Origin of the sequence: Rhizobacter koreensis (assembly GCF_013366375.1) — a bacterium.
In the GTDB taxonomy this organism is placed as follows: Bacteria; Pseudomonadota; Gammaproteobacteria; order Burkholderiales; family Burkholderiaceae_C; genus Schlegelella_A; species Schlegelella_A koreensis.
Map to the genome: position 1 here is coordinate 163,936 of NZ_JABWMJ010000006.1, position 24,499 is coordinate 188,434.

Genomic DNA, 24,499 nt, shown 5'->3' on the forward strand with positions numbered 1-24,499 from the left:
CGCAAGCGCACGGACTGCGCGACGCCCGGCTTGCGCGGCTACGCCGTCATGGCCTCGCGAATGCGACGCCGGAGCGGCGTCGCACCTCGTGCGACGGCCGGGTCAGCCTTCTTGCGCCTTCGCGAGCGCGGCGTCCCGCTCGGCCGCGCGCGCGACCGCCGGCCGCGCCGCATAGCGCTCGATGTAGGCGCCGATCGCCGGCGTCACCGGCACCAGCTTGAACATCGTGGTCCAGCGCAGCGCGCTGCCCCACAGCACGTCGGCCGCGCTGAAGCGCTCGCCGAGCAGCCACGGGCCCTTGCCGAGCTGGTCGTCGAGCGTCTTGATGACCGAGTCGAAGGTGCCGTACGGCGACGTCGACTCGGGCGCGGGGTCGCGCTTCATCGCACGATCGGTCACCGCCGGCTCGAACGACGAGCCATAGAAGAACAGCCAGCGCAGGTACGGCCCGCGCAGCGGGTCGCCGACTCGCGGCGCGAGGCCGCGCTCGGAATAGAGGTCGGCCAGATACGCGTAGACCGCGCCCTGTTCGGTGACGAGCGCGCCCTCGTGGACTATCGCCGGCACCTTGCCCATCGGGTTGACGGCCAGGTACGCCGGCTCACGCTGCTCGCCGCGCTTGAGGTCGAGCACCACGAGGTCGTGCTCGGCGCCGAGCTCGTCGAGCAGCACGAGCACGCCGCCGGAGCGCGAGTGCGGCGCGTGGTAGAGCGTGATGCGGCGGGTCGTCATCGGCAGGGCTCCTCGACGAAGGGTCGGACCTTTTCCACGCCGCGGCTCAGGCGGCCTCGGCGAACGCGGCGTCGAGCCGCTCGATCATCTGCCGGCGCCGCTCGGGGCTGACGAAGCTCGCCTCGAAGCTGTTGCGGGCGAGCATGTAGGCGTCGTCCACGCCGAGCTGCGGCAGGGCCTCGAAGGTCTCGACGAAGTTCTGCGTGATGTAGCCGCCGAAGTACGCGGGGTCGTCGGAGTTGACGGTCACCTTGACACCCTGCCGCAGCAGCACGGCGAGGTTGTGCTCGCTCAGGCGATCGAACACGCGCAGCTTGAGGTTCGAGAGCGGGCACACCGTGAGCGCGATGCCCTCGCGGGCGAGGCGCTGCACCAGCTCGGGGTCGTCGATCGAGCGCACGCCGTGGTCGATGCGCTCGGCGTGCAGCACGTCGAGTGCGCTGCGCACGTACTCGGCCGGCCCCTCTTCGCCGGCGTGGGCGACGAGATGGAGGCCGAGCGCGCGCGCCTTCGCGAACACGCGCGCGAACTTCTCGGGCGGGTTGCCGCGCTCACCGCTGTCGAGGCCGACGCCGAGCAGCTGGTGGCGCCACGGCAGCGCCTGCTCGAGCGTCGAGAACGCCTCTTCCTCGCTGAGATGGCGCAGGAAGCAGAGGATCAGCCCGCTCGTGATGCCGAAGCTGCGCTCGGCGCGCGCGCAGGCGCGGGTGAGGCCTTCGAACACGGTGTCGAGCGGCACGCCGCGCGCGGTGTGCGTCTGCGGGTCGAAGAAGATCTCGGCGTGCATCACGCGGTCGGCGGCGGCGCGCTCGAAGTAGGCGAACGTCATCGCCTCGAAATCGTCGGCGGTCAGCAGCACGCTCGCGCCGGCGTAGTAGATGTCGAGGAAGCTCTGCAGGTCGTGGAACGCGTACGCCGCGCGCAGCGCCTCGACGTCCGGATACGGCAGCGCGACGCCGTTCTTCGCCGCCAGTTCGAACATCAGCTCGGGCTCGAGCGAGCCTTCGATGTGGATGTGCAGCTCGGCCTTGGGCATCTCGTGCAGCAGGCGCACCAGGCGCTGGCGATCGGTCGGGTCGGGACTCATGGCAGGTATTCGACAGGGCGGCCGAGGCATTCTGCCGCAGCGAGCAAGACCGCGACGGGCACGAAAAAGGCCGCTCGAAAGCGGCCTTCGGTCAACCTTGCGAGCGCGGCGTGGCCGCCCGCGGCTTACTTCTTCTCGCCGCCCGGAACGGTGCCTTCGACGCCCTTGACGTAGAAGTTGATGCCGCGCAGGAAGTTGTCGTCCGCGTTCGAGCCGGCGGCCAGCACCGACTTGCCGTCGTTGCTCTCGATCGGGCCCTTCCAGATCACGAAGCTGCCGTCCTTGAGACCGTTGCGCACGGTGTCGAGCTTGCCGCGCAGGTCGGCCGGCACCTTGTCGGAGATCGCGACCAGGTCGATCGCACCTTCCTTGACGCCCCACCAGGTGTGGCCGCCGCCCTTCCAGGTGCCGTCGAGCGCCTCGCGCGTCGCCTTGACGTAGTACTTGCCCCAATCGATGACGCTCGAGGCGAGGTGCGCCTTCGGGCCGTACGCGGTCATGTCGCTGTCCCAGCCGAACGCGTACTTGCCGGCGCCTTCGGCCGCCTTCAGGACCGCGGGCGAGTCGGTGTTCTGCATCAGCACGTCGGCGCCGCCGTTCAGCAGCGACTGCGCGGCTTCGGTTTCCTTCGGCGGGTCGTACCAGCTGTTGACCCAGACCACGCGCGTCTTCACGTTCGGGTTCACCGACTGCGCGCCGAGCGTGAAGCTGTTGATGTTGCGCACCACCTCGGGGATCGGGATCGAGCCGACCACGCCGAGCACGTTGCTCTTGGTCATGCCGCCGGCGATCACGCCGGCCATGTACGCGCCCTCGTACGTGCGGGTGTCGTAGGTGCGCATGTTCTCGGCCTGCTTGTAGCCGGTCGCGTGCTCGAACTTCACGTCCTTGGCGTCGACGGCGACCTTCAGCATCGGCTCCATGTAGCCGAACGTGGTGCCGAAGATCAGCTTGTTGCCCTGCCCGACCATGTCGCGGAACACGCGCTCGGCGTCGGCCGCCTCGGGCACCTTCTCGACGTAGCTGGTGACGATGCGCGAGCCGAACTCCTTCTCGAGCGCCTTGCGGCCGTTGTCGTGCGCGAAGGTCCAGCCGCCGTCGCCGACCGGGCCGACGTAGGCGAACGCGATCTTCAGCGGCTCGCCCGACGCCGGTGCGGCCGCCGACGCGGGCGCCGCCGCCGAGGCCGCCGGGGCGGTCGCGACGGTGGTCGTCTGCTCGGTCTTGCTGCACGCCGCGAGGGCGGTCACGGCGGCAACGCCGAGCCAGCCGGCGATCCGGGCCAGGGGAGGTCTTGCGAGTTCGGTCATGGTGATGTGAGGCGGGGGCGTTGAAGAAAGCGGGCGGCCCGGTCGCTCGGCGACGCGGTTCAGAACCAGACCACGTCGGTCGGCACCTTCCAGAAGTCCTTCAGCAGATAGCTCATCGGGAGGTTGAGCGCCGTGTTGCGCGGCGGGATCGGGCTCAAGAACCAGCGATCGTAGATCGGGTTGATCTCGCGGCTGCGGATCAGGCGCTTCATCTCGTCGTCGACGATCCGCTTGAAGTCGGCGTCGTCCTTCGACAGCATGATGGCGAGCGGCTCGACCGTGACGTACTTGCCGACCACCTTGAGCTTGCCCGGTTCCGGGCGCGACGCGACGAGGCCGTAGAGCAGCACGTCGTCCATCACGAAGGCCTCGGCTTCGCCCCGCTCGACCATCTCGACGCCGCGCGTGTGCTCGGGCACCTCGGCGATCTTGAAGTCGAGCAGGCGATCGCGGCCGAGCTGCTGCAAGGCCTTGAGCGGCGTCGTGCCCTGCGTCGACACCACCCGCTTGCCGTTGAGCTGGGCGACGTCGTCGATCTTCGCGTCGGCGCGCACCAGCAGGCGCGCCCCCGCGATGTAATGCGGCACCGTGAACGCCACCGACTTGCGGCGCTCGGCGTTGTTGGTCGTCGAGCCGCACTCGAGGTCGGCCTTGCCCTCGGCGATGCTCTGGATGCGGTTGGCGGGCGTCACCATCAGGAAGCGAGGCGTCAGCGCCTTCGCGCCGATCTCGCGGCGCACCGCCTCGGCAAGCCTGAGGCAGATGTCGATCGCGTACCCGACCGGCCGCTTGTTCGCGTCGAGGTAGGAGAACGGCACCGACGACTCGCGATGTGCGAACGTGATCTGGCCGCTCGCGCGGATGCGGTCGAGCACCGCGCCGGCGTGCGCCGCTTCGCCCGCGAGCAGCAGGCAGGCTCCGAGCGCGCGGAGCCAGCAGTTCCTCGTACGCATCTGCACCCTTTCCACGGCTCGACGGCCGGTCGCTGCGCGACCCTCGCTCGTGCCGAGCGTTTCGGTCGCGCGGATTATCTGCGAGCCCGAGAGGCTCGCGCGCGCCGCGCCGCCGCGCGCGAGGGCTTGGCCGACGCGGCGAATGCAAGCGGCACGCCAGCGTGGGCGTGCCGCTCCGGCAGGAACGAGCGGCTAGCCGAAGAAGCCGAGGTTGCGCTGTCCGAAGTTCGCGAGGTTCGGGAACACCGTCAGCGCATCGCTCGCCGACACGCCGAACCACTGGGCGAGCGTCGCGCCGAGCTGGTCGACCGAGGTCTTGGGCAGCAGGCTGCCGTTGCCGAGCTGATCGGGGCTGCTGTCGAAGTTGCTGTTCGACGCGTTCTTGAGGCCGAGCATCGGGAACGCGCCGTACAGGTCGCCGCCGCGCACCGCGCCGCCCATCACGAAATGATGGCTGCCCCAGCCATGGTCGGTGCCGTCGCCGTTGCTGGTGAAGGTTCGGCCGAAGTCGCTGGCGGTGAACGTGGTCACCTGCTCGAGCGCGCCGAGCGCCGCCAGCGTCTGGTCGAAATAGCGCAGCGCCTGCGCGAGCTGCGCGAACAGCACCGCCTGGTTGCGGTTCTGCAGGTCGTGGGTGTCGAAGCCGCCGAGGCTGACGAAGAAGACCTGGCGCTTCGCGCCGCTGGCGCCGCGCAGGCCCGCGTCGATCAGCCGGGCCACCACCTGGAACTGCTGCGCGAGCCCGTTGGCGGCCTCGGCGCCGGTCACCGGGTTGAGGAAGCGCAGCTTGGGGTCGTTGGCGACGTTGTAGGCGCCGCTCGCCGGCGCGGTGCCGAACGGCGCCTCGCTCGGCGCACGCAGCGCGGTGCGCAGCGCCTCCTCGGCGCTGAACGTGCGGCGCCCGGCGGCGGCGAGGTCGGTGTCGAACGGATGCGTGGTGCGGCTCGTCGTGACCAGGCGCTGCAGCGCGGCGCCGACGTCGGCCGAGCCGTAGACCCGGCCGTTGGCGTCGAGGCCGACGCGGGTCGGGCCGTTGGTCGAGACGCCGTACTGGCGCACCGTCTCGCCGTCCAGGAACACCGCATTGCCGGCCGCGGAGATCGCGGTGAAGAGCGCCGGCGAGTTGCTCGACGCGAGCAGGTCGCCGAGGCGACCGCCCCAGCCGCGCGTCGCGCCCTCCGGGCCGAGCGCCTGCCAGGTGTTCTGCTGGTCGTTGTGCGAGAACAGGCGCGCCGGCTTCGGGTAGGTCGACTGGGCGTACTGCGCCTTCGTCGTCGGCATGATCAGCGGCCCGATGTTGGGCAGGATCGCGAGGCGCTTGTCGGTGTCGAACAGCGTCTGCAGCGCGCTCAGCGACGGGTGCAGCGCGAAGCTGCGGCCCTGCGGGTTGCGCGGCGCGATCGGCAGCACGCCGCCCAGGCGGGCCGGCGAGCCAGCCGCGGCCGCGGCGTTCGCGGCCGTGCCGGGCGCGAGCAGCGCGATCGGGTCGGGCGCCTGGGTGCGCGTCGAGGTGTACGCGTTCCACGATGCCGCATCGGTCGGCAGCACCATGTTGAAGGCGTCGTTGCCGCCGTAGAGGAAGAGGCAGACGATGGCGCGGTAGTCGGGCGCGGCTTGTGCCGCGGCCGAGCCCATCGCGCTCAGGTTGAGGGCCAGCGGGGCGGCGCTGCCGACCAGCGCCGAAAGGGCTGCGCTCTTGCGCAGGAAGAGGCGGCGCGAGGCGTCGTGGAGGATGTTCATCGGGGGCTCCGCGCTTATTTCTGGGTCAGGAACTCGGGCGAGGCGAGCGTCAGCAGCAGCGCCGCGTTGACGCGCGCGCGCTTGGCGTTGTTCACCGCGGTCTGGTTGCTGCCGGTCGCGTTGAGCGCCGGGATGGCGATCTTCCCGACGGCGTCCGTGATGAGCGTGCGCAGCTCGGCGCTGGCGGTGCCGTAGAGCAGCTTGTCGGTCACCGATGCAACGAGCTGCTCGTGCGCTCCGGCGAGCGCGAGCTCGGCCGACCAGTCGCGCTGCAGGTCGCGCCGGTTCAATGCAACGCCGTTGACGGTGCCGTTGGTCGCCCCCACGCCGCTCGCGACGTTGTCGCGCATGTAGTTGACCCAGGCCGCGACGCTGGTCTCGTTGACGAGCTGCATCTCGGGCGCGACCAGGCCGGCGGCCGCGGTGGCGGTGCCCGGCGGCACGTAGCCGGGGCGGTAGAAGTTGAACACCGACGGCGAGCGCAGCGGCGTCTGACCGAGCGAGGTCGCGACCGCGTCGGTGTTGCCGACGCGGAAGCGCCCGGTGTCCGAGCCGTGCGGGAACGCGCGCAGATACGCCGACAGGCGCAGCACCGGCTCGCGCAGCTTGCCGCCGCGGTCGGACGTCTGCAGCGCCTCGGCGTGGGTGAGGATCGCCTTGATCACCGCCTTCAGGTCGCCGCGCTGCCCGCGTCCGTTGTCGACGAACACCTTGGCGACGTCGCGCACGTAGGCCGGACTCGGGTTGCTGGTGACCAGGCGCTGGATCAGCTGCTTGCTGATGAACGGCGGCGTGTTCGGGTGCGCCGCGAGCACGTCGAGCGCGGTTTTCAGGTCGCCGGCCGGGTCGGGCACGGTCGACGCCGGAATGGTCGTACCGAGGAAGCTCTTGGCTTCGAGGCTGTGGTACTGCGGGTACGCGACCATCGGCTTGATGTAACGGTCGGGATCCGATACGCCGCCGGTGCTGCCGTTCAGGAAGCAGTTGGCGTTGCTCGCGCCGCACGCCCAGCTGAAGCCCGTGTAGACGCGCGACAGACCGGCGACGTCGTCGGGGCCGTAGGTCTCGACCGGCTTGCCGTCGACCAGCACCGGCGTGCCGTCGAGATCGAGCTTGACGACGCCGATCGAGAACAGCTGCATCGACTCGCGCGCGAAGTTCTGGTCGGGAATGCGCCCGGTGGCGGCGTCGGCCTTCTGGTTCTTCAGCCACGACAGGTAGATGCCCATCAGCGGGCGCAGCGCCACCGTCTCGAGCAGCTCGCGGTAGGTGGTGAAGCCCTTCTCGCCGAGCATGTCGAGCCATTCGGCCATCGCGCGCGGCTGGTTGCCGACGTTGCCGTCGACCGCCGAGATCACGAAGATCTCCGACAGCGCAAAGGCGACCCGCAGCCGCAGCTGGTCGGGGCCGTTGACGGCCTGGTTCCAGAATGACTCCCAGACCTGGTCCTGGTTTGCCGCGCCGGGGGGCGTCGCCGCCTTCAGCGTCGCGTCGGCGGCGTCCCAGTACGCACGGTGCGAGGTCGCCGGCAGCGTGAACTGGCGGTCGATCCAGCCGGCGTAGCCGAGCTCCAGCACCGACCGGATGTCGGCTTCGGTCGGACCGAAGGTCGCCTGCGTCAGGAAGCGTGCGGCGCTGCTGCGCGTGACGGCAGTCGGGCGCGGCGGTCGCATCGCCGCGGCGTCGGCCTCGGCGTCGGCCGGCGTGGAGACGCCGGCGCCGGAGGAGCCGCTGCCGCCGCCGCCGCCGCAGGCGGTCAGGAGCGCGGCGAACGCGAGCGCGGTGAGCCACGGCGCGTGCCGGGATTGAGTGTGCATCGAAGGGACCCCCTGGAGCGCCGGCGAAGCGGCAGTGACGCACCGCCCTGGAAGAGCGCGGGCGGTGTCGATTCGGTCACGCTAGCAACAAGGGCTCGGGCAGGAGGTCACCAACTGCAACCCGTGTGGAGAAACGCACGAACGGCGCGGTCCGGGTGCAGTGAAGGGGCGCGTGCGTGGCGATTCGCCGACAGGCCGTGCGCCGGTGCCCCGGCGCTGTAAAGCCCTGCAAACCCGCCGCGCCGCGTCGCGCGCGATTGACAAGATCGCCCCGACTGCGGGTAAGTACGAACGAGGGTCGGATGCACCAGGATGAACATGGGCCCGATGCCGGCGCGCCGATCGAGTGCGCCGGCGCCGGCCCCACGACCTTCGGGAGACTCCCATGACGCAGACCCCTCGCACCGAGTCCCACGGCACCGATCCCGCCGCCGCGCCGCGCCGGCACCTGCACGGCACGGTCGGCGCGACCCTGCTGGCGCTCGCGGCGGCGGCGCTGGTGTCGTGCGGCGGCGGCGGCGGTGGCAATGACGATGACGACTTCGTCGTTCCCGCCAGCGGCCGCACCGCGCCGGCCGACGTGCGCATGACCTGGTTCGGGGTCTCGAACTGGACCCTGAAGATCGGAGACCTCAACATCCTGATCGACGGCTACATGACGCGCATCCCGCAGAACTACTTCTCGGGCGGCGGCGGCGGGCTCGCGGTCACCAAGGCGCCCTGGCCGATCGACAAGGCCGAGGTCGAGAAGGTCAACGGCGTGCTGAGCAAGGGGCCGGGCTCGCCGATCAACCTGATCCTCACCGGGCACAGCCACTTCGACCACAGCTTCGACACGCCGCACTGGGCCAAGATCACCGGTGCCCATGTGATCGGCTCGCGGACCACGTGCTTCCAGGTGCGCGCACTCGGCGTTCCGGAGAGCCAGTGCACCCCGGTGTACGGTGGCGAGACGTTCCAGCTGAACGAGCGCGTGACCATGCGCGTGGTGCGCTGGAACCACAGCGGCAGCCACGAGAACAATCCCGAGCAGCACGACCCCGTCGAACTGCAGGCCGTCCCGAAGCCCGATGCCAACGGCGCCCTTCGCGGCGGCGTCGGGGAAGACTTCCCGAACGGCGGCGGCAACCGCGGCTACCTGTTCACCGTGCGCACCGCCGACAACAAGACCATCAACTTCTTCTGGACCAACTCGGGCGCGCCGCAGGACCTCACCACCGACAGCATCACCGACGGCGTCAACTACGGCTCGCCGATCGCGAGCCTCACGAAGGCGATGCAGGACGCCAAGCTCGACAGCCTCGACCTCTGGATCGGCGCCGGCGGCCAGCCGGTGGCCTCGCTCACCGTGCCGGTGATCCACCCGAAGGTGTTCATGCCGAACCACCTCGGCAGCTTCTACACGCCGTTCTCGCAAGGCAACACGGGCCCGTTCCGCGATCCGACGCTCGGCAACTACCTGGTGACGCAGGGCGTCGGCCTCGTCGCGCCGGCGCAGTACCTCGACGCCTGGGTGCTCGACACCAACGGCCTGCGCGCGGTCGACAACGGCGCGATGAAGCAGGCCTACGGCTTCTGATGCGCGGCAGCGCGCGCGCCACGAGCGGCGACACGCCGCACAGGGCGCTGCGAGGAAAGCGGCGGACGCTTCGCCAGCGGCTCGGCGCGGCGCTCGTCGGCCTGGCGCTCGGCTGCAGCGCCGCGCTGCCGGCCGCGGCCGCGATCGTCGACCCACCGCCCGCCCCGGCGGTGCGACCCCACGCGCTGAAGTGGCCCAGGCTGCAGGCGCTCGCCGGCAAGCGGCTCGCCGACCCTGCGGTCGAGCGCGTGCTCGGCCCGGCGCTGAGGCAGGCGCTCGGCAGGCGTTACGCCGAGTTCAAGGCATCGCTCGCCGACGAGGCGCCGCTGCGGATCGAGGCAGGCCGGGCCCTCGTCGGCGAAGGCGTGGTGCCGAACACGCTCGGCTATCGCGGCGCGTTCTTCGCGTTCGACCGCGACGGCGCAGTGCTCGCGGTACTCAAGAGCGGCCGGCACGGCACCACCATCGAACGCTTCGGCTCGCTCGCGCCGCTGAAGGATCACGAGCTGCTGCACGCGTACCACGAGTTCGCCGGCCTCGACGAGTAGCGCCGGGCCGGCTCGAGGCGCTAGTCGCCCGGCGCGAAGGGCTTGCCGAGCGAGGCTGGCATGTTGACGCGGATGAAGGTCGCGTTGCTCGACATCAGCACCAGCACGACGATGGTCGCGAGGTAGGGCAGCATGGTCAGGAACTGGCTCGGCACCTGCACGCCGGCGCCCTGCAGCGCGAACTGCAGCATCGTGACGCCGCCGAACAGATAGGCGCCGAGCAGCACGCGCGCCGGCCGCCAGGTCGCGAAGGTGGTGAGCGCCAGCGCGATCCAGCCCTTGCCGGCGACCATGCCCTCGACCCAGAGCGGCGTGTAGACGACCGAGATGTACGCGCCCGAGAGGCCGCACAGCGCGCCGCCGACCAGCACCGCGGCGAAACGGATGCGCCGCACGGGGATGCCGAGCGCGTGCGCCGACTCGGGCGACTCGCCGACCGCGCGCAGCACCAGCCCGGCGCGCGAGCGGTACAGGAACCAGGCAAGGCCGATCGTCAGCGCGATCGCCAGGTAGACCAGCGGGTGCTGGCGGAACAGCGCCGGCCCGACGAACGGCAGGTCGGCGAGGCCGGGGATCGAGAAGCGCGGCCGCTCGCCGAGCTTCTCCTGCGTGTAGCGGATGCCGGCGAATGCCGAGAAGCCGGCGCCGAACAGACTGAGCGCGAGGCCGGTCGCGTACTGGTTGGTGCCGAGCCAGATCACGAGCACGCCGAACGCGGCGGCGAGCAGCGCCCCCGCACCCGCGCCGGCGACGAACGCGAGCACGTCGCTGCCGGTCTGCACCGCGATCGCGAAGCCGGCGATCGCCGCGACCAGCATCATCCCTTCGGCGCCGAGATTGACGACGCCGGCGCGCTCGTTGATCAGGAGGCCGAGCGCGGCGAACGCGAGGACGGTGCCCGCGCTCAGCGTCGCCGCGATCAGCAGCGCCAGCGGCTCCATCAGGCGCCCTCCTTCGGCGCGAGCGTCGCGCTCGAGACCAGCGGCGCGCCGGCGTCGGTGCCCGGGCCCGGCAGCGCGCGCGTCGGCGCGGCGCGGCCCCAGCGCACGCGGTACGCAATCAACGTATCGCTGGCGAGCAGCGTGAACAGCAGCAGGCCCTGGAACACGCCGGTGATCGACTTCGGCAGGCCCAGGCGCGACTGCGCGAGCTCGCCGCCGATGTAGAACATGCTCATCAGCACCGCCGAGAAGACGATGCCGACCGGATGCAGGCGGCCGACGAAGGCGACGATGATCGCGGCGAAGCCGTAGCCCGCCGGCACGTGCGGCGTGAGCTGGCCGAGCGGCCCGGCGAGCTCGAGCCCGCCCGCGAGCCCCGCCATTCCGCCCGACAGCAGCAGCGCGGTCCAGAGCGCCTTGCGCGACGAGAAGCCGGCGTAGCGTGCCGCCGCCGGCGCGAGCCCGCCGACCTGCAGCTGAAAGCCGGCGTAGGTGCGAAACAGCAGCACCCAGAACGCGGCGACTGCCGCGAGCGCGATGAAGAGGCCGATGTTGACGCGCAGCGAGGCGACGAGGCGCGGCACGCTGGTCGCCTTGAGGAACGTGATCGTCTGCGGGAAGTTGTAGCCCGCCGGGTCCTTCCAGGGTCCGTAGACCAGCCAGTTGAGCAGCAGGTCGGCCACGTAGACCAGCATCAGGCTGACCAGGATCTCGTTGGCGTTGAAGCGGTCGCGCAGCAGGGCGACGATCGCCGCCCAGGCCATGCCGCCGAGCACGCTGGCGGCGAGCACGAGCACGAAGAAGGCGCGCGGCGACTCGGGACCGGCCAGCATCGCGACGCCGCCCGCGGCCAGCGCACCGACGATGAACTGCCCTTCGGCGCCGATGTTCCAGACGTTGGAGCGGAAACACACCGCAAGGCCGAGCGCGATCAGCGCGAGCGGCACCGCCTTCACCGCGATCTCGCTGAGCGCGTAGACGCTCTTGACCGGCTCGACGAAGAACATCGCGAGGCCGCGCAGCGGGTCCTTGCCGAGCACCGCGAACAGCACGGTGCCGATCAGCACCGTGAGCGCGAGCGCGAGCAGCGGCGACGCGATGGACATGACGCGCGACGGCTGCGGGCGGGCCTCGAGCCTCAGCATCGGCCAGCCTCGCGGGTGTCAGTGAACCGCAAGCTCGTCCTCCGAACGCGCGCCGGGCCGGTCCCACAGGCCGCTCATCCACTGGCCGATCATCGCCACGCTGGCCTCGGCGGTCGCGACGCTCGGCGACACGCGCCCGCGCGCGATCACGACGAGGCGGTCGCAGATCTCGAACAGCTCGTCGAGCTCCTCGCTCACCACGAGCACGGCGCTGCCGCGGTCGCGCAGCGCGAGCAGCTCGGCGCGGATCAGTGCCGCCGCGCCGACGTCGACGCCCCAGGTCGGCTGCGAGACGATCAGGAGCTTGGGGTCGGCGTCGATCTCGCGCCCGACCAGGAACTTCTGCAGGTTGCCGCCCGAGAGGCTGCGCGCCGCCGCGCCGGGGCCACCCGCCTTCACGTGGAAGCGGCGGATCAGCGCGGCGGCGAGGCCGGCGACGTCGCGCTGGCGGATCCAGCCCGACCGCGAAACCGCGCCGGTGCGCGTGAGCAGCGTGTTCTGCGCGAGCGACAGGCTCGGCACCGCGCCCCGCCCGAGGCGCTCTTCCGGCACGAAGTGGAGCCCCGCGCGCCGGCGCTTCTTCGGCGGCTCGCCGGCGATGTCGCGCTCGAACAGGCGGATCGAGCCGCGCGGCGCGCGCACGTCCTCGCCCGAAAGCGCCGCCATCAGCTCGCGCTGGCCGTTGCCCGATACGCCGGCGATGCCGACGATCTCGCCGGCGCGCACGTCGAAGGCGACGTCGGCGAGGTCGGTGCCGAACGGGTCTTCCTTGGCGAGCGTGAGCCCCGAGACGCCGAGCACCACCTGACGGGCGCTCGCCGGACGGTGCTGCAGCGGCGGCGGCTCGGCGCCGATCATCAGGCGTGACAGGCTCGCGTTGCTCTCGACAGCCGGGTCGACCTCGCCCGCGACCCGGCCGGCGCGCAGCACCGTGCAGTGATGGCAGAGCGCGCGGATCTCGTCGAGCTTGTGGCTGATGTACAGCACGCTGCAGCCCTGTTCGGCAAGCCGCCGCAGCGTGACGAACAGGCGCTGCACCGCCTGCGGCGTGAGCACCGAGGTCGGTTCGTCGAGGATCAGCAGCTGCGGCGCGGTCATCAGCGCGCGCACGATCTCGACGCGCTGGCGCTCGCCCACGGAGAGCGTGTGCACCGGGCGCAGCGGGTCGACCTCGAGTCCGTACTCGCCGGCCACCTCGCGGACGCGCGCCACCACCCTGGCGAGCGGCAGCGACTTGTCGAGGCCGAGCCACACGTTCTCGGCCGCACTCAGCGTGTCGAACAGGCTGAAATGCTGGTAGACCATGCTGATGCCGAGCGCGCGCGCCGCCGCCGGCGATGCGATGCTCACCGGGGCGCCGTTCCAGCGCACCTCGCCAGCGTCGGGCTTGACCGCGCCGTAGATGATCTTCATCAGCGTCGACTTGCCGGCGCCGTTCTCGCCGAGCACGGCGTGGATCTCGCCCGGCTTCACCCGCAGATCGACCGCGTCGTTCGCCCTCACCGCCGGGTACTGCTTGCTGATGCCGACGAGTTCGAGACGCAGCGCGCCGGGCGAGGCAGGCGAGCGGTCGGCAGTCGGCGTGGCGGCAGACGGCATGCGGGCTCCAGGGTCAGGCCGCGAGCGGCGCCGCGGCGGGGTCCGAGTCGACCCCGGCGCCTCGAACCGCCGCGCCGCCAGCGCCCCGCCCGCGCGCGTACTGGCGAACCCCGGCGACGTACGCCTCGACCAGGTTGCGGTCGTCGGCGAGCGTCAGCCACGCGAACACGCGCTCGTGCAGGCTGCGGGCGACGCGGTCGCGCTGCATCGCGACGGCGCCGACGGCCCAGTCCCACACGCACACGTCGGCACTCGCGCCGGGCTCGAACGCGCCGATCTCGTGGCCGAGTTCGAGCGCCTGGGCGGCGCCGCGCGTCGAGGCATGGAGCGCGCTCCACGCGGTGAGGCGCTCGCCGGCGAGCGCCTGCACCTTGTAGGCGTCCGCCATGTTGCGCTGCAGCGAGAGGCTGGTGCCGCCGCCGACGTCGCTGGCGAGGCTTACCGCGATGCCCGCCGCCTCGGCCGCGCGCCAGCCGAACAGGCCACTGCCCAGGAAGAGGTTGGACGACGGGCTGTGCGCGATCTGCGCACCGGCATCCCGAAGCGCGGCGCGATCGGCGTCGTCGAGCCAGATGCCGTGCGCGAACACGCTGCGCCGGTGCAGCAGCCCGACGCGCGCGTACACGTCGAGGTAGCTGCGCGCCTCGGGGAAGAGCTCGCCGACCCAGCGCACCTCGGCGCGGTTCTCGGCGAGATGGGTCTGCATGTAGAGCGTCGCGTCGTCGCGGCAGAGGCGCCCCGCCATCTCGAGCTGCGCCGGCGTGCTGGTCGGCGCGAAGCGCACCGTCACCGCGTAGGCGAGCCGGCCGCGACCGTGCCAGCGCGCGATCAGGTCGATCGACTCGCGCTCGGCGGCGGCGACGCTGGCGTCGAGCAGGTTCGCCGGCGCGTGGCGGTCCATCAGCACCTTGCCGGCGACGAGCCGCATGCCGCGCGACTCGGCGGCACCGAACAGCGCGTCGACCGATGCGGCGTGCACGGTCGGGAAGACCACCGCCGCGGTCGTGCCGTGCGCGATCAGGGCGTCGACGAAGGTCCCGGCGGCGATGCCGGCGTGCGCCGCGTCGGCATGGCGCGCCTCCGCGGGAAAGGTGTGCTGGTCGAGCCAGTCGAGCAGCTCGGTGCCGTAGCTCGCGATCACGTCGATCTGCGGGCTGTGCACGTGGGTGTCGATGAAACCGGGCAGCACCAGCCGGCCGCTGCGGTCGACGCGAGTCCAGTCGGCGCCGGGGTCGGCGGCCTGCACGCCGACGATGCGGCCGCCGTCGACGAGCAGCCAATGGTCGGGCCGATGCCGGACCGCGGGGGAATCGACCTCGCCCCAGCGTGGCGCCGCGCCGAAATCGAGCAGGTCGCCGCGCAGCGCGAAGCGGGTGAGCGCGGGCTCGGCAGGACGGTCGCTCGGCGGCATACGGGTCCGATGATAGGTACTATGCCCCGCACGCCACGCACGCGGCGCCGAGCGGCGCCCGCAAGCGCGCCGCGTCCGCTTGCTCCGACCCAGCCTGATGCAGAACCGTCCGATCCGCTTCTTCCACCGCGGCCGCATCGTCGAGATCGCCGACGCCCCGCCGACGCGCAGCGTGCTCGACTGGCTGCGCGAGGACGCACGCTGCAGCGGCACCAAGGAAGGCTGCAACGAAGGCGACTGCGGCGCCTGCACGGTGCTGATCGGCGAACGCGTGACGGACGAGCGCCCCGGCGACGTCGTCGTCGGCGCACCGGACGGCAGGTCGCGGCTGCGCCTGCGCAGCCTCAACGCCTGCCTGCAGTTCGTGCCGGCGCTCGACGGCAAGGCGCTGTTCAGCGTCGAGGATGTCGCGCAGGTCGGCGATCGAGCCACCGACCCGCTGCACCCGGTGCAGCGCGCGATGGTCGATTGCCACGGCTCGCAGTGCGGCTTCTGCACGCCCGGCTTCGTGGTGTCGCTCTGGCTCGCCTACGAGCGCCACCGCGCCGCCGGCACCCGACCGACGCGCCAGCAGCTCGCCGACGAGCTCGCCGGCAACCTGTGCCGCTGCACCGGCTACCGGCCGATCCTCGACGCGGGCCTCGCGATGTTCGACCTTCCCGAGGCCGTGCTCGACGTCGGCCCGGTGCTCGCCGCGCTCGATTCGCTCGCGAGCGGCGAGGGCTTCGACTACGAGGCGCGGGGCGCGCGCTTCGCGGTGCCGCGCACGCTGGCCGAGCTGGCGGGCGTGCGCGTCGAGCGGCCCGCCGCGCGCATCGTCGCCGGCAGCACCGACGTGGCCCTGTGGGTCAACAAGCTGTTCCGGCCGCTGCCGGACCTCGTCGGCGTCGCCGACGTCACCGCGCTGCAGGCGATCGAGAGCGATGACGAGATGCTGCGGATCGGCGCCGGAGCCTCGCTCGAGCACGCGTTCCGCGCGCTCGTCGCGCGCTGGCCGACGTTGCAGGACCTGTGGCTGCGCTTTGCCGCGCCGCCGATCCGCCACGCCGGAACGATCGGCGGCAACCTCGCCAACGGCTCGCCGATCGGCGACTGCGCGCCGGTGCTGATGGCACTCGGCGCCGAGCTGGTGCTGCGGCGCGGCGACGCCCAGCGCCGCATCGCGCTCGACGCGTTCTACGTCGACTACATGAAGAACCGCCTCGACCCGGGCGAGTTCATCGAGCGCGTCGACGTCCCGCTCGCAAGCGCGGCGGCGGTGCGGGCCTACAAGATCTCGAAGCGCTTCGACTGCGACATCTCGGCGGTGTGCGCGGGGCTCGCGATCGAGCTCGACGCCGGCTCGGTGAAGAGCGCCCGCTTCGCGTTCGGCGGCATGGCGGCGACGGTGCGACGCGCGAGCGAGGCCGAGGCCGCGGTGCTCGGCCAGCCGTGGACCGAGGCCACCCTCTTCGCGGCGCAGGCTGCGCTGGCATGCGACTTCGTGCCGCTGACCGACATGCGCGCGAGCGCGGACTATCGGATGCAGGTCGCGCAAAACCTGCTGCGTCGCTTCTGGCTCGAGACGCGGCCCGAAGCGCCGCTCGCCGCTCACGCGGTGAGCGTGTGGCCGGTGCTGCCGCACGCCGCGCCGGCGCGCGGAGCGGCCGCATGAACCGGCGCATCGACGCGCTGGCCGACGCGGCGGCGGCCGACGCGGACACCTCGGCCCGCTCCGGCAGACCGGACGGCAACGGCCCGCACGCCTACGCCGACCCGTTCCGCCGCGCGCTCGAGTCGACGATGCCCGGCGTGCCCGCCTTCGGCGACCCCGCCGCCGACGCCGCCCGGCGTGCCGGCGGCGCCCGCGTGGGCGTCGCCCGCCCGCACGAGTCGGCGCACCTGCACGTCGCCGGCGCCGCACCCTACATCGACGACCTGCCGGAGCTCGCGGGCACGCTGCAGGCGGCGCTCGGCCTCTCGCCGGTCGCGCACGGCACGCTGCGCGCGTTCGACACCGCGCGCATCGCCGCGCTGCCCGGCGTGGTCGCGGTACTGACCGCTCGCGACATCCCCGGCGTCAACGACTGCGGCCCGGTGCTCCACGACGACCCGATCCTCGTCGAGCGCGAGATCAGCCACGTCGGCCAGCCGGTGTTCGTCGTCATCGCCGACACGCGCGACGCGGCCCGCCGCGCCGCCGCCGAGGCGCCGCGCGTGCTGACGATCGACGCGCTGCCGCCGACCATCGAACCGCTCGATGCGCATCGCGACGAGGCGTACGTGCTGCCGCCGATGCACCTGCGGCGCGGCGACGCGCGCCGGGCGATCGACGCCGCGCCGCATCGTCTCGCGGACACCTTCGCGGTCGGCGGCCAGGAGCAGTTCTATCTCGAGGGGCAGATCTCGGTCGCGATTCCGAAGGAAGACGGCGGCATCTTCGTGCACTGCTCGACCCAGCACCCGAGCGAGATGCAGCACGTGGTCGCGCACGCGCTCGGCATCGCGTCGCACCGCGTGCAGGTCGAGTGCCGGCGCATGGGCGGCGGCTTCGGCGGCAAGGAATCGCAGTCGGCCCTGTTCGCGTGCGTCGCGGCGGTCGCCGCGCAGCGCCTCGGCCGACCGGTGAAGCTGCGCGTCGACCGCGACGACGACTTCCTCATCACCGGGCGGCGCCACTGCTTCCGCTACGAGTACGAGGTCGGCTACGACGACGAGGGCCGCGTGCTCGGCGCCGAGCTGACGATGGTCTCGCGCGCCGGCTTCTCGGCCGACCTGTCCGGGCCGGTGATGACGCGCGCGATCTGCCACTTCGACAACGCGTACTTCCTGCCTGCCGTCGCGGTCCACGGCTACTCGGCGAAGACGCACACGCAGAGCAACACCGCGTTCCGCGGCTTCGGCGGCCCGCAGGGGGCGATCGCGATCGAGAACATCCTCGACTCGATCGCGCGCCGGCTCGGCAAGGACCCGCTCGACGTCCGGCGGGTGAACTTCTATGCCGAGCGTGCGGAGGCGACGCCGCACGCCGCGACGAACGCAGCGCCCGCCGAGCCGCACGATCGCTTCGGAGCCGACCCGCTCGCCGCCCGCAACGTCACGCCGTACGGCCAGGTGGTCGACGACAACGTGATCCACGCACTGGTCGCCGAGCTCGAGGCATCGAGCGACTACCGCGCGCGACGCACCGAGGTCGACGCGTTCAACGCGGCGAGCCCGGTGCTCAAGCGCGGGCTCGCGCTCACGCCGGTGAAGTTCGGCATCTCGTTCAACCTGGTCCACCTCAACCAGGCCGGCGCGCTGGTCCACGTGTACCGCGATGGCTCGGTGCTGGTGAACCACGGCGGCACCGAGATGGGCCAGGGTCTCAACACCAAGGTCGCGCAGGTGGTCGCCCACGAACTCGGCGTCGACTTCGACGCCGTGCGCGTGACGCCGACCGACACCCACAAGGTCGCGAACACGTCCGCCACGGCGGCGTCGACCGGCAGCGACCTCAACGGCAAGGCCGCGCAGGCGGCCGCCGCCGAGATCCGCACGCGGCTGGCCGCGGTCGCCGCCGAGCGGCTCGGCTGCGAGCCGCAGGCGCTGCGCTTCGCGAACGGGCGGGTCACGCCGGCGCCGGGTGCCGCCGTCCGGCCGGCTGCATCGAATGGGCCGACGGCCGACCGCGAGCGCGCCCCCGCACCCGCCGGACCGGCCGGCGCCGAGCCCGACGACGCGCCGCCCGGGTTCACGTTCCGCGAGCTCGTCGAGTTCGCCTACCTCGCGCGAGTCCAGCTCTGGTCCGACGGCTTCTACGCGACGCCCGGGCTGCACTGGGACGCCCAGGCCATGCAGGGGCGGCCGTTCTTCTATTTCGCGTACGGCGCGGCGGTGTCGGAAGTCGTCGTCGACACCCTCACCGGCGAGTCGAAGGTGCTGCGTGCCGACGTGCTGCACGACGCCGGGCGCTCGCTCAACCCCGCCGTCGATCTCGGTCAGGTCGAGGGCGGCTTCATCCAGGGCATGGGCTGGCTCACCAGCGAGGAGCTGGTCTGGCACGCGGCCGACGGCTCGCCGAAGGCGGGCCGGCTGATGACGCACGCCCCGAGCACCTACAAGATTCCCACCGCCAACGACTGCCCGCCGATCTTCGACGTGCGCCTGTTCGACGCCGGCAACGCGGCCGACACCATCCACCGCAGCAAGGCGACCGGCGAGCCGCCGCTCCTGCTCGCGTTCTCGGTGTTCTTCGCGATCCGCGACGCCGTTTCGGCGGCCGGCAACCACCGCGTCGATCCGCCGCTCACCGCGCCGGCGACACCCGAGGCGATCCTGCGCGCGATCACCGCCGTGCAGGCGGGGCGTTGATGGCCCTCGGCTCGCGCATCGACGCGGTGCACGCCGCCGCCGGACGCGCGCTCGCCGCCGGCGAGCCCGCCGTCTGCGTCAGCGTCAGCGCCGCGCGCGGCTCGGTGCCACGCGAACCGGGCTGCCGGATGCTGGTCACGGCGCACGCGATCGCCGGCAGCGTCGGCGGCGGTCACCTCGAACTGAAGGCGATCGAGCGGGCGCGCGCGATGCTCGCGGCCGGCGAGCGCATGCCGATCGCGCAGACCATTCCGCTCGGGCCCGCACTGGGCCAGTGCTGCGGCGGCGTCGTCAGCCTGGCCTACGCGCCGCTCGACGCCGCGCTGCTCGCCGCCTGGCCCCAATCCGCGCCGCGCTTTCACCTGCAGCTCTACGGCGCGGGGCACGTCGGGCGTGCGATCGCGAACGCGCTCGCGCCGCTCGACGTGCGTGTCGACTGGATCGACGAGCGCGAGGCCGAGTTCCCGCCCGCGCTCGGCGGCGAGGCCTGGCCGCCGCACATCGCCCGCGTCTGCGTCGACGCCGTCGAGGCGGAGGTCGCGACGGCGCCGACCGGCGCGTTTGCGGTCATCGCCACGCACCGCCACGACCTCGACCTCTCGATCGCGGCCGCGGCCCTCGCGCGCGGCGACTTCGGCTTCGTCGGCGTGATCGGGTCGGCGACCAAGCGCGCGCGCTTCGCGCACCGCCTCGAGACGATGGGCTTCGCCGCGGCCGCGATCCGGCGCCTGGTCTGCCCGATCGGCCTCGACGGCATCGTCGGCAAGGATCCGGCGGTGATCGCGGCGTCGGTCGTCGCCCAGCTGCTGCAGGTGTCGAGCGGGCCGCTGCGCGTCGGCGCACCTGCGGCGTCATGTCACGACGAACGCGTGCCGGCGGCGTGAAGATCGCCACCTACAACATCAACGGCATCAACGGTCGGCTCGCCAACCTGCTCGACTGGCTCGGCGAAGCGGCGCCCGACGTGGTCTGCCTGCGGGAGCTCAAGACCACCGACGACAAGTTCCCGATCGCCGCATTGCGCGCAGCGGGCTACGGTGCGATCTGGACCGGCCAGCGCACCTGGAACGGCGTCGCCATCCTCGCCCGGGGCGCCGACCCGATCGAGCTGCGCCGGCGCCTGCCGGGCGACCCCTCGGATACGCAGAGCCGCTACCTGGAAGCCGCCGTCAACGGCGTGCTCGTCGCGTGCCTCTACCTCCCGAACGGCAACCCGCAGCCGGGCCCCAAGTTCGACTACAAGCTGGCCTGGTTCGAGCGCCTGATCGCGCACGCCGCGAGCCTGCTCGAGGCCGGCGTTCCGGTCGTGCTGGCCGGCGACTACAACGTGGTGCCGACCGACGCCGACATCTACGCGGTGCGCTCGTACCGCGACAACGCGCTGCTGCAGCCGGAGCCGCGCGCGGCGTTCCGGCGCCTGCTCGAGCAGGGCTGGCTCGACGCGATCCGCAGCCGCTTTCCCGACCAACCGATGTACACGTTCTGGGACTACTTCCGCAACGCGTGGCCGCGCGACGCCGGGCTGCGCATCGACCATCTGCTGCTCTCGCCGAGCGTCGCCGACCGCCTGGCCGACGCCGGCGTCGACCGCGACGTGCGCGGCCGCGAGAAGTCGAGCGATCACGCACCGGCCTGGGTGGTGCTGCGCTGATGGGCACCGTGCCGCTGCAGGTCCCCGGCGCTGCCGATGCCACGGCCGCTGCCGCGCCCGATGGCGGCGACGGCTCCGGCGACGCGCTGCTCGCCGCCCCGCCGCCAGCCGGCAGGCCGTCGGTCGGCCTCGCCGCCGCATGGATGTCGGGCTGGCTCGGCGCGATGCTGGTGATGCTGGTCGCCGGCCGCGAGGCGACCCGCGAGCTGCACGTGTTCCAGATCCTCGAGATCCGGTCGCTGCTCGGGCTGGTGCTGCTGGTGCCGCTGATCGTCGGCGCCGGCGGCTGGCGCACGCTGCGCACCGCGCGCCTGCGCCAGCACGTCGCCCGCAACATCGTCCACTACGGCGCGCAGTTCGCCTGGTTCGTCGCCCTGACGATGATTCCGATCGCGCAGGTGGTCGCAATCGAGTTCACGATGCCGATCTGGACCGCGTTGCTCGCCGCGCTCTTCCTGGGCGAGCGCCTCACCGGCTGGAAAGTCGCCGCGGTGGTGCTCGGGATGGTCGGCTGCGCGGTGATCGTGCGCCCGCACGTCGGCAGCATCGAACCCGGGCAGGCGATCGCGCTCGCATGCGCGCTCGGCTTCGCGGTCTCGGTGATCCTCGTCAAGTCGCTCACCCGCACCGAGGGCGCGGTGACCATCCTGTTCTGGATGCTGCTGGTGCAGTCGCTGCTCGGCGCGGTGCCGGCGCTCCTGACCTGGCGCACGCCGAGCCTCTCGGTGTGGCCGTGGCTCGTGGTGATCGCGATCTGCGGCACCTTTTCGCACTACTGCATGGCGCGGGCGTTGCGCCACGCCGAGGCGACGGTGGTGGTGCCGATGGACTTCCTGCGGGTGCCGCTCAGCGCCGCCGCCGGCTGGCTGATTTATGCCGAGCGCCTCGACGCCGTGAGCGTCGCCGGCGGCGTGCTGATCCTCGCCGCCAACGGGCTCAACCTGGTGCGGCGCCGGGCGAGGCCCGACGCGCTGGCGCCCGACGGGCGCGCCGCCTAGGAACGGCGTGCGGCCGCGGCGCGCAGCACCGCGGCGAGCGCGGGGCGGTTGAGCCCATACAGCGCGGCGGCGCGGCGCATCTCGCCCGCCGCGCGCTCTGCGCCCAGCGCCTCGAGCGCACGCCACACGCGCTGGGCGGTGGAGCGCGAGGACGCGGTCGGTCGCGGGGCGGTCGCGCCGGACCCGAGCAGGCTGCCAGAACGGGGTTGAACGTGGGTGGTCATGGAGGGCTCCTGATGCGGAACCGCCATGTTCGGGTAAACCCTAGGCGAACACCAACTCACGTTGGTGATGCCGCCATTCACGACGCCGACGTCCCGGCGCGCGGGGGGTGATCGCCGCGCGGCGCCGACCGGCTGGCCTAAACGGGCGGCTCTCCGCCGCGGTTATTCTTCGCCGCCATGTACGCGCGCTTCTTCGGCCTGACCCACGAGCCGTTCTCGATCGCGCCCGACCCGCGCTACCTCTTCATGAGCAAGCGCCATCGCGAGGCGCTCGCGCATCTGCTGTACGGCGTCGGCGGCGGCGGCGGGTTCGTGCTGCTCTCGGGCGAGATCGGCGCCGGCAAGACCACCGTCTGCCGGTGCTTCCTCGAGCAGATCCCCGAGAACACCAACGTCGCCTACATCTTCAACCCGAAGCTGACGGTCATCGAGCTGCTGAAGGCAGTATGCGACGAGTTCGGCGTCAAGCCCGAGCCACCGACGCACGGCGAGCCGACCGCGACGACCTACGTCGACGCGCTCAACGCGTTCCTGCTGCAGGCACACGGCGCCGGCCGCAACAACGTGCTGATCATCGACGAGGCGCAGAACCTCTCGGCCGACGTGCTCGAGCAGCTGCGCCTGCTCACCAACCTCGAGACCAGCGAGCGCAAGCTCCTGCAGATCATCCTGATCGGCCAGCCCGAGCTGCGCGCGCTGGTGGCGCGGCCCGACCTCGAGCAGCTGGCCCAGCGCGTGATCGCGCGCTTCCACCTCGACGCACTGACGGAGGCCGAGACCGACCAGTACATCCGGCACCGGCTCGCGGTCGCCGGCACCCACGCCAACCTGTTCGATCGCGCGGCGGCGCGCCGCATCTACCGGCTGACGCGGGGGGTGCCGCGCCGCATCAACCTGCTCTGCGACCGCGCGATGCTCGGCGCCTACGCGACCGGACAGTCGCGGATCAGCGTCGGCATCGTCGACAAGGCGGCCCGTGAGGTGTTCGGCGGCGCCGACGCCAGCCGGGCGGCGCGGCCGTTCACGCAGCGCACCGTCGCGCTCGCCACCGGCGGCATGCTTCTCGGCGGTGCCGGCATCGTCGCGCTCGCCGCGGTCGTGCTCGGCGGCGACCGGGCGGCGTCGACGCGCGGCGTGGCGGCGTCGGCGGTCGCCGCCAGCGCGGCGTCCGGCGCGGCGAGCGGCGCCCGCAGCGCGTCGACGGCCGCGGCCGGCGCGAGCGCCGCATCGGCGGCCGCGTCGCGGCCTGCCGCCGCTGCATCGGGCGTCGAGCGCCCGGCGCCGCGCCCGGCGGCCAACCCCACGCCGCGTCGGGGTCCGGCGTCGGCGGCCGACACGCCGCGGCGCGCGCCACCTCGCAACAGTCCTGCGCCGGCCCCGCGCCGCGCTTCGGCGCCCGCTCCGACGAGCGCCGGCAGTGCTCCGGCACTGCCGGCGAGCGCCGCGCCTTCCTCGACGAGCGCGCTCCCGCGCTGAGAGTCGCCCATGTCGTACATCCTCGATGCGCTGCGTCGCGCCGAAGCCGAGCGCGAACGCGGCGCGGTTCCGGGCATCCACGCCCAGCAATACACCCAGCTGCCGGCCGAGGAGCCGCGTCAGCGCATGCGCATCCTGTGGGCGGCGGCGGCCCTGGCGCTGTTCGCGATCGCCGTGCTGGCGTGGACTCTGCTGATCCGCGATCGGCCGGCGCCGGCACCCGATCCGGCGCTCGCCGGCGCGACCGCCCCCGCCAGCGTCGGCGGCGTCGCCGTCCCGACGGTGCCGCCGGCGACCGGACTCGGGCCGTCGCCGGGCGAGACCGCGGCGGTCGCGCCGCCGACGGCGCCTGCGGCGCGGCGGCCGGCTTCGCGTTCGACCGCCGAGCGCGCGGCCTCGGAGGCTGCGCTCGCGATCGCGCCGCGCGCCGAACCGGTGCCGACGGGCAACGCGGCACCCACGCCGGTACCGTCTCGCACCGCATCGCCGATCGCGCCGTCGTCGCGCGGCGCTCCGGCGGAAGTCACGCCGAGCGCCGAGGCAGGCGTGCCGGCCGCTGGGCCGCCCGCCCGGACCGCACGCGCAACGCCCGGTGCGACCGCCGCCCTGCCCGCGGCGCCGGCTCCCGCCGCGGCGCCCCGCGCCGCCACGGACGCGGCCGCCCCGCGCGTCTACACGCAAGCCGAACTGCCCGACGAGATCCGCCGCGAGCTGCCCCGCATCAGCGTCGGCGGCTCGGCCTACTCCAACGACCCGGCCAGCCGGATGGTGATGGTCAACGGGCAGATCTACCACGAGGGGGACACCCTCGCGCCCAACCTCGTGCTCGAGCGCATCCGGCCGCGCGGCGCCGTGCTCGCGTTCCGCGGCTACCGCTACGAGATCACCTACTAGGCGAGGCTCGCCCCCGCCGGCGCCTCGAGCGAGGTCTCGCCGAGCGAAGCCGCGGCGCACCG

19 protein-coding genes and 1 pseudogene are annotated in these 24,499 nt (G+C 72.6%); 9 read left to right on the forward strand and 11 right to left on the reverse strand.

The features are described 5' to 3' along the window. Window positions 1-102 precede the first annotated feature (102 nt). From HQN59_RS14045 to HQN59_RS14070, 6 genes are all read right to left on the reverse strand, one after another. The gene (locus HQN59_RS14045) at window positions 103-732 is read right to left on the reverse strand and encodes a glutathione S-transferase family protein (RefSeq protein ID WP_176069736.1); all 630 of its coding nucleotides are present in this window, start codon (window positions 730-732) and stop codon (window positions 103-105) included. 46 nt (window positions 733-778) lie between these two features. Beyond that, window positions 779-1,819: an adenosine deaminase gene (locus HQN59_RS14050; protein WP_176069737.1), complete on the reverse strand. Its 1,041-nt coding sequence runs from the start codon at window positions 1,817-1,819 to the stop codon at window positions 779-781. Between the two features lie 125 nt (window positions 1,820-1,944). Beyond that, window positions 1,945-3,129: a BMP family ABC transporter substrate-binding protein gene (locus HQN59_RS14055; protein WP_176069738.1), complete on the reverse strand. Its 1,185-nt coding sequence runs from the start codon at window positions 3,127-3,129 to the stop codon at window positions 1,945-1,947. Window positions 3,130-3,188: 59 nt separating this feature from the next. Next, window positions 3,189-4,082 (reverse strand): amino acid ABC transporter substrate-binding protein, encoded by an 894-nt coding sequence (locus HQN59_RS14060; protein WP_176069739.1) that lies wholly within the window; start codon window positions 4,080-4,082, stop codon window positions 3,189-3,191. Between the two features lie 192 nt (window positions 4,083-4,274). Further along, window positions 4,275-5,822 (reverse strand): DUF1501 domain-containing protein, encoded by a 1,548-nt coding sequence (locus HQN59_RS14065; RefSeq protein ID WP_176069740.1) that lies wholly within the window; start codon window positions 5,820-5,822, stop codon window positions 4,275-4,277. A 14-nt stretch (window positions 5,823-5,836) separates the two neighbouring features. Next, window positions 5,837-7,639, reverse strand: coding sequence for a DUF1800 domain-containing protein (locus HQN59_RS14070; protein ID WP_246294917.1), 1,803 nt, complete (start codon window positions 7,637-7,639; stop codon window positions 5,837-5,839). A gap of 385 nt (window positions 7,640-8,024) precedes the next feature. On the opposite strand from HQN59_RS14070, the gene HQN59_RS14075 reads away from it, so the two are divergent. Together HQN59_RS14075 and HQN59_RS14080 are read left to right on the forward strand one after the other, a co-directional pair. Further along, the gene (locus HQN59_RS14075; RefSeq protein WP_176069741.1) at window positions 8,025-9,218 is read left to right on the forward strand and encodes an MBL fold metallo-hydrolase; all 1,194 of its coding nucleotides are present in this window, start codon (window positions 8,025-8,027) and stop codon (window positions 9,216-9,218) included. Then, complete coding sequence (locus tag HQN59_RS14080; protein ID WP_176069742.1) at window positions 9,218-9,766, forward strand: hypothetical protein; 549 nt, start codon at window positions 9,218-9,220, stop codon at window positions 9,764-9,766. Before HQN59_RS14075 ends, HQN59_RS14080 begins: the two co-directional genes overlap by 1 nt. A 20-nt stretch (window positions 9,767-9,786) precedes the next feature. On the opposite strand, the gene HQN59_RS14085 is transcribed toward HQN59_RS14080, so the two are convergent. The 4 genes from HQN59_RS14085 to guaD are packed head-to-tail and all read right to left on the reverse strand — an operon-like array spanning window position 9,787 to window position 14,862. Next, complete coding sequence (locus HQN59_RS14085; protein WP_176069743.1) at window positions 9,787-10,707, reverse strand: ABC transporter permease; 921 nt, start codon at window positions 10,705-10,707, stop codon at window positions 9,787-9,789. Further along, window positions 10,707-11,852 carry an ABC transporter permease gene (locus tag HQN59_RS14090; RefSeq protein WP_176069744.1) on the reverse strand — a complete coding sequence of 382 codons (1,146 nt, stop codon included), beginning with the start codon at window positions 11,850-11,852 and terminating at the stop codon, window positions 10,707-10,709. The genes HQN59_RS14085 and HQN59_RS14090 overlap by 1 nt, the downstream gene beginning before the upstream one ends. A gap of 18 nt (window positions 11,853-11,870) precedes the next feature. Next, complete coding sequence (locus tag HQN59_RS14095; protein ID WP_176069745.1) at window positions 11,871-13,451, reverse strand: ABC transporter ATP-binding protein; 1,581 nt, start codon at window positions 13,449-13,451, stop codon at window positions 11,871-11,873. A gap of 13 nt (window positions 13,452-13,464) precedes the next feature. After that, entirely contained in the window at window positions 13,465-14,862 is a 1,398-nt protein-coding gene (gene guaD / locus HQN59_RS14100) for a guanine deaminase (protein ID WP_176069746.1), read from the reverse strand. A 97-nt stretch (window positions 14,863-14,959) separates the two neighbouring features. Between guaD and xdhA the strand changes: the two genes are divergently transcribed. From xdhA to HQN59_RS14125, 5 genes are all read left to right on the forward strand, one after another. After that, the gene (xdhA, locus tag HQN59_RS14105) at window positions 14,960-16,516 is read left to right on the forward strand and encodes a xanthine dehydrogenase small subunit (RefSeq protein ID WP_176069747.1); all 1,557 of its coding nucleotides are present in this window, start codon (window positions 14,960-14,962) and stop codon (window positions 16,514-16,516) included. Between the two features lie 128 nt (window positions 16,517-16,644). After that, complete coding sequence (xdhB, locus tag HQN59_RS14110) at window positions 16,645-19,194, forward strand: xanthine dehydrogenase molybdopterin binding subunit (RefSeq protein ID WP_176069914.1); 2,550 nt, start codon at window positions 16,645-16,647, stop codon at window positions 19,192-19,194. Beyond that, window positions 19,194-20,078, forward strand: coding sequence for a xanthine dehydrogenase accessory protein XdhC (gene xdhC / locus HQN59_RS14115; RefSeq protein ID WP_176069748.1), 885 nt, complete (start codon window positions 19,194-19,196; stop codon window positions 20,076-20,078). The genes xdhB and xdhC overlap by 1 nt, the downstream gene beginning before the upstream one ends. Continuing rightward, window positions 20,048-20,845 (forward strand): exodeoxyribonuclease III, encoded by a 798-nt coding sequence (gene xth, locus HQN59_RS14120; protein WP_176069749.1) that lies wholly within the window; start codon window positions 20,048-20,050, stop codon window positions 20,843-20,845. The genes xdhC and xth overlap by 31 nt, the downstream gene beginning before the upstream one ends. Then, window positions 20,845-21,843, forward strand: a complete 999-nt coding sequence (locus tag HQN59_RS14125; protein WP_176069750.1) for a DMT family transporter — start codon at window positions 20,845-20,847, stop codon at window positions 21,841-21,843. Before xth ends, HQN59_RS14125 begins: the two co-directional genes overlap by 1 nt. Here HQN59_RS14125 and HQN59_RS14130 read toward each other — a convergent pair. Further along, window positions 21,840-22,067: a hypothetical protein gene (locus HQN59_RS14130; RefSeq protein ID WP_176069751.1), complete on the reverse strand. Its 228-nt coding sequence runs from the start codon at window positions 22,065-22,067 to the stop codon at window positions 21,840-21,842. The genes HQN59_RS14125 and HQN59_RS14130 overlap by 4 nt on opposite strands. Window positions 22,068-22,244: 177 nt before the next feature. On the opposite strand from HQN59_RS14130, the pseudogene HQN59_RS14135 reads away from it, so the two are divergent. After that, a pseudogene (locus HQN59_RS14135) lies at window positions 22,245-23,375 on the forward strand (ExeA family protein); the annotation flags it as partial. A gap of 177 nt (window positions 23,376-23,552) precedes the next feature. After that, window positions 23,553-24,437 (forward strand): general secretion pathway protein GspB, encoded by an 885-nt coding sequence (locus HQN59_RS14140; RefSeq protein ID WP_176069753.1) that lies wholly within the window; start codon window positions 23,553-23,555, stop codon window positions 24,435-24,437. Window positions 24,438-24,499: the final 62 nt, after the last annotated feature.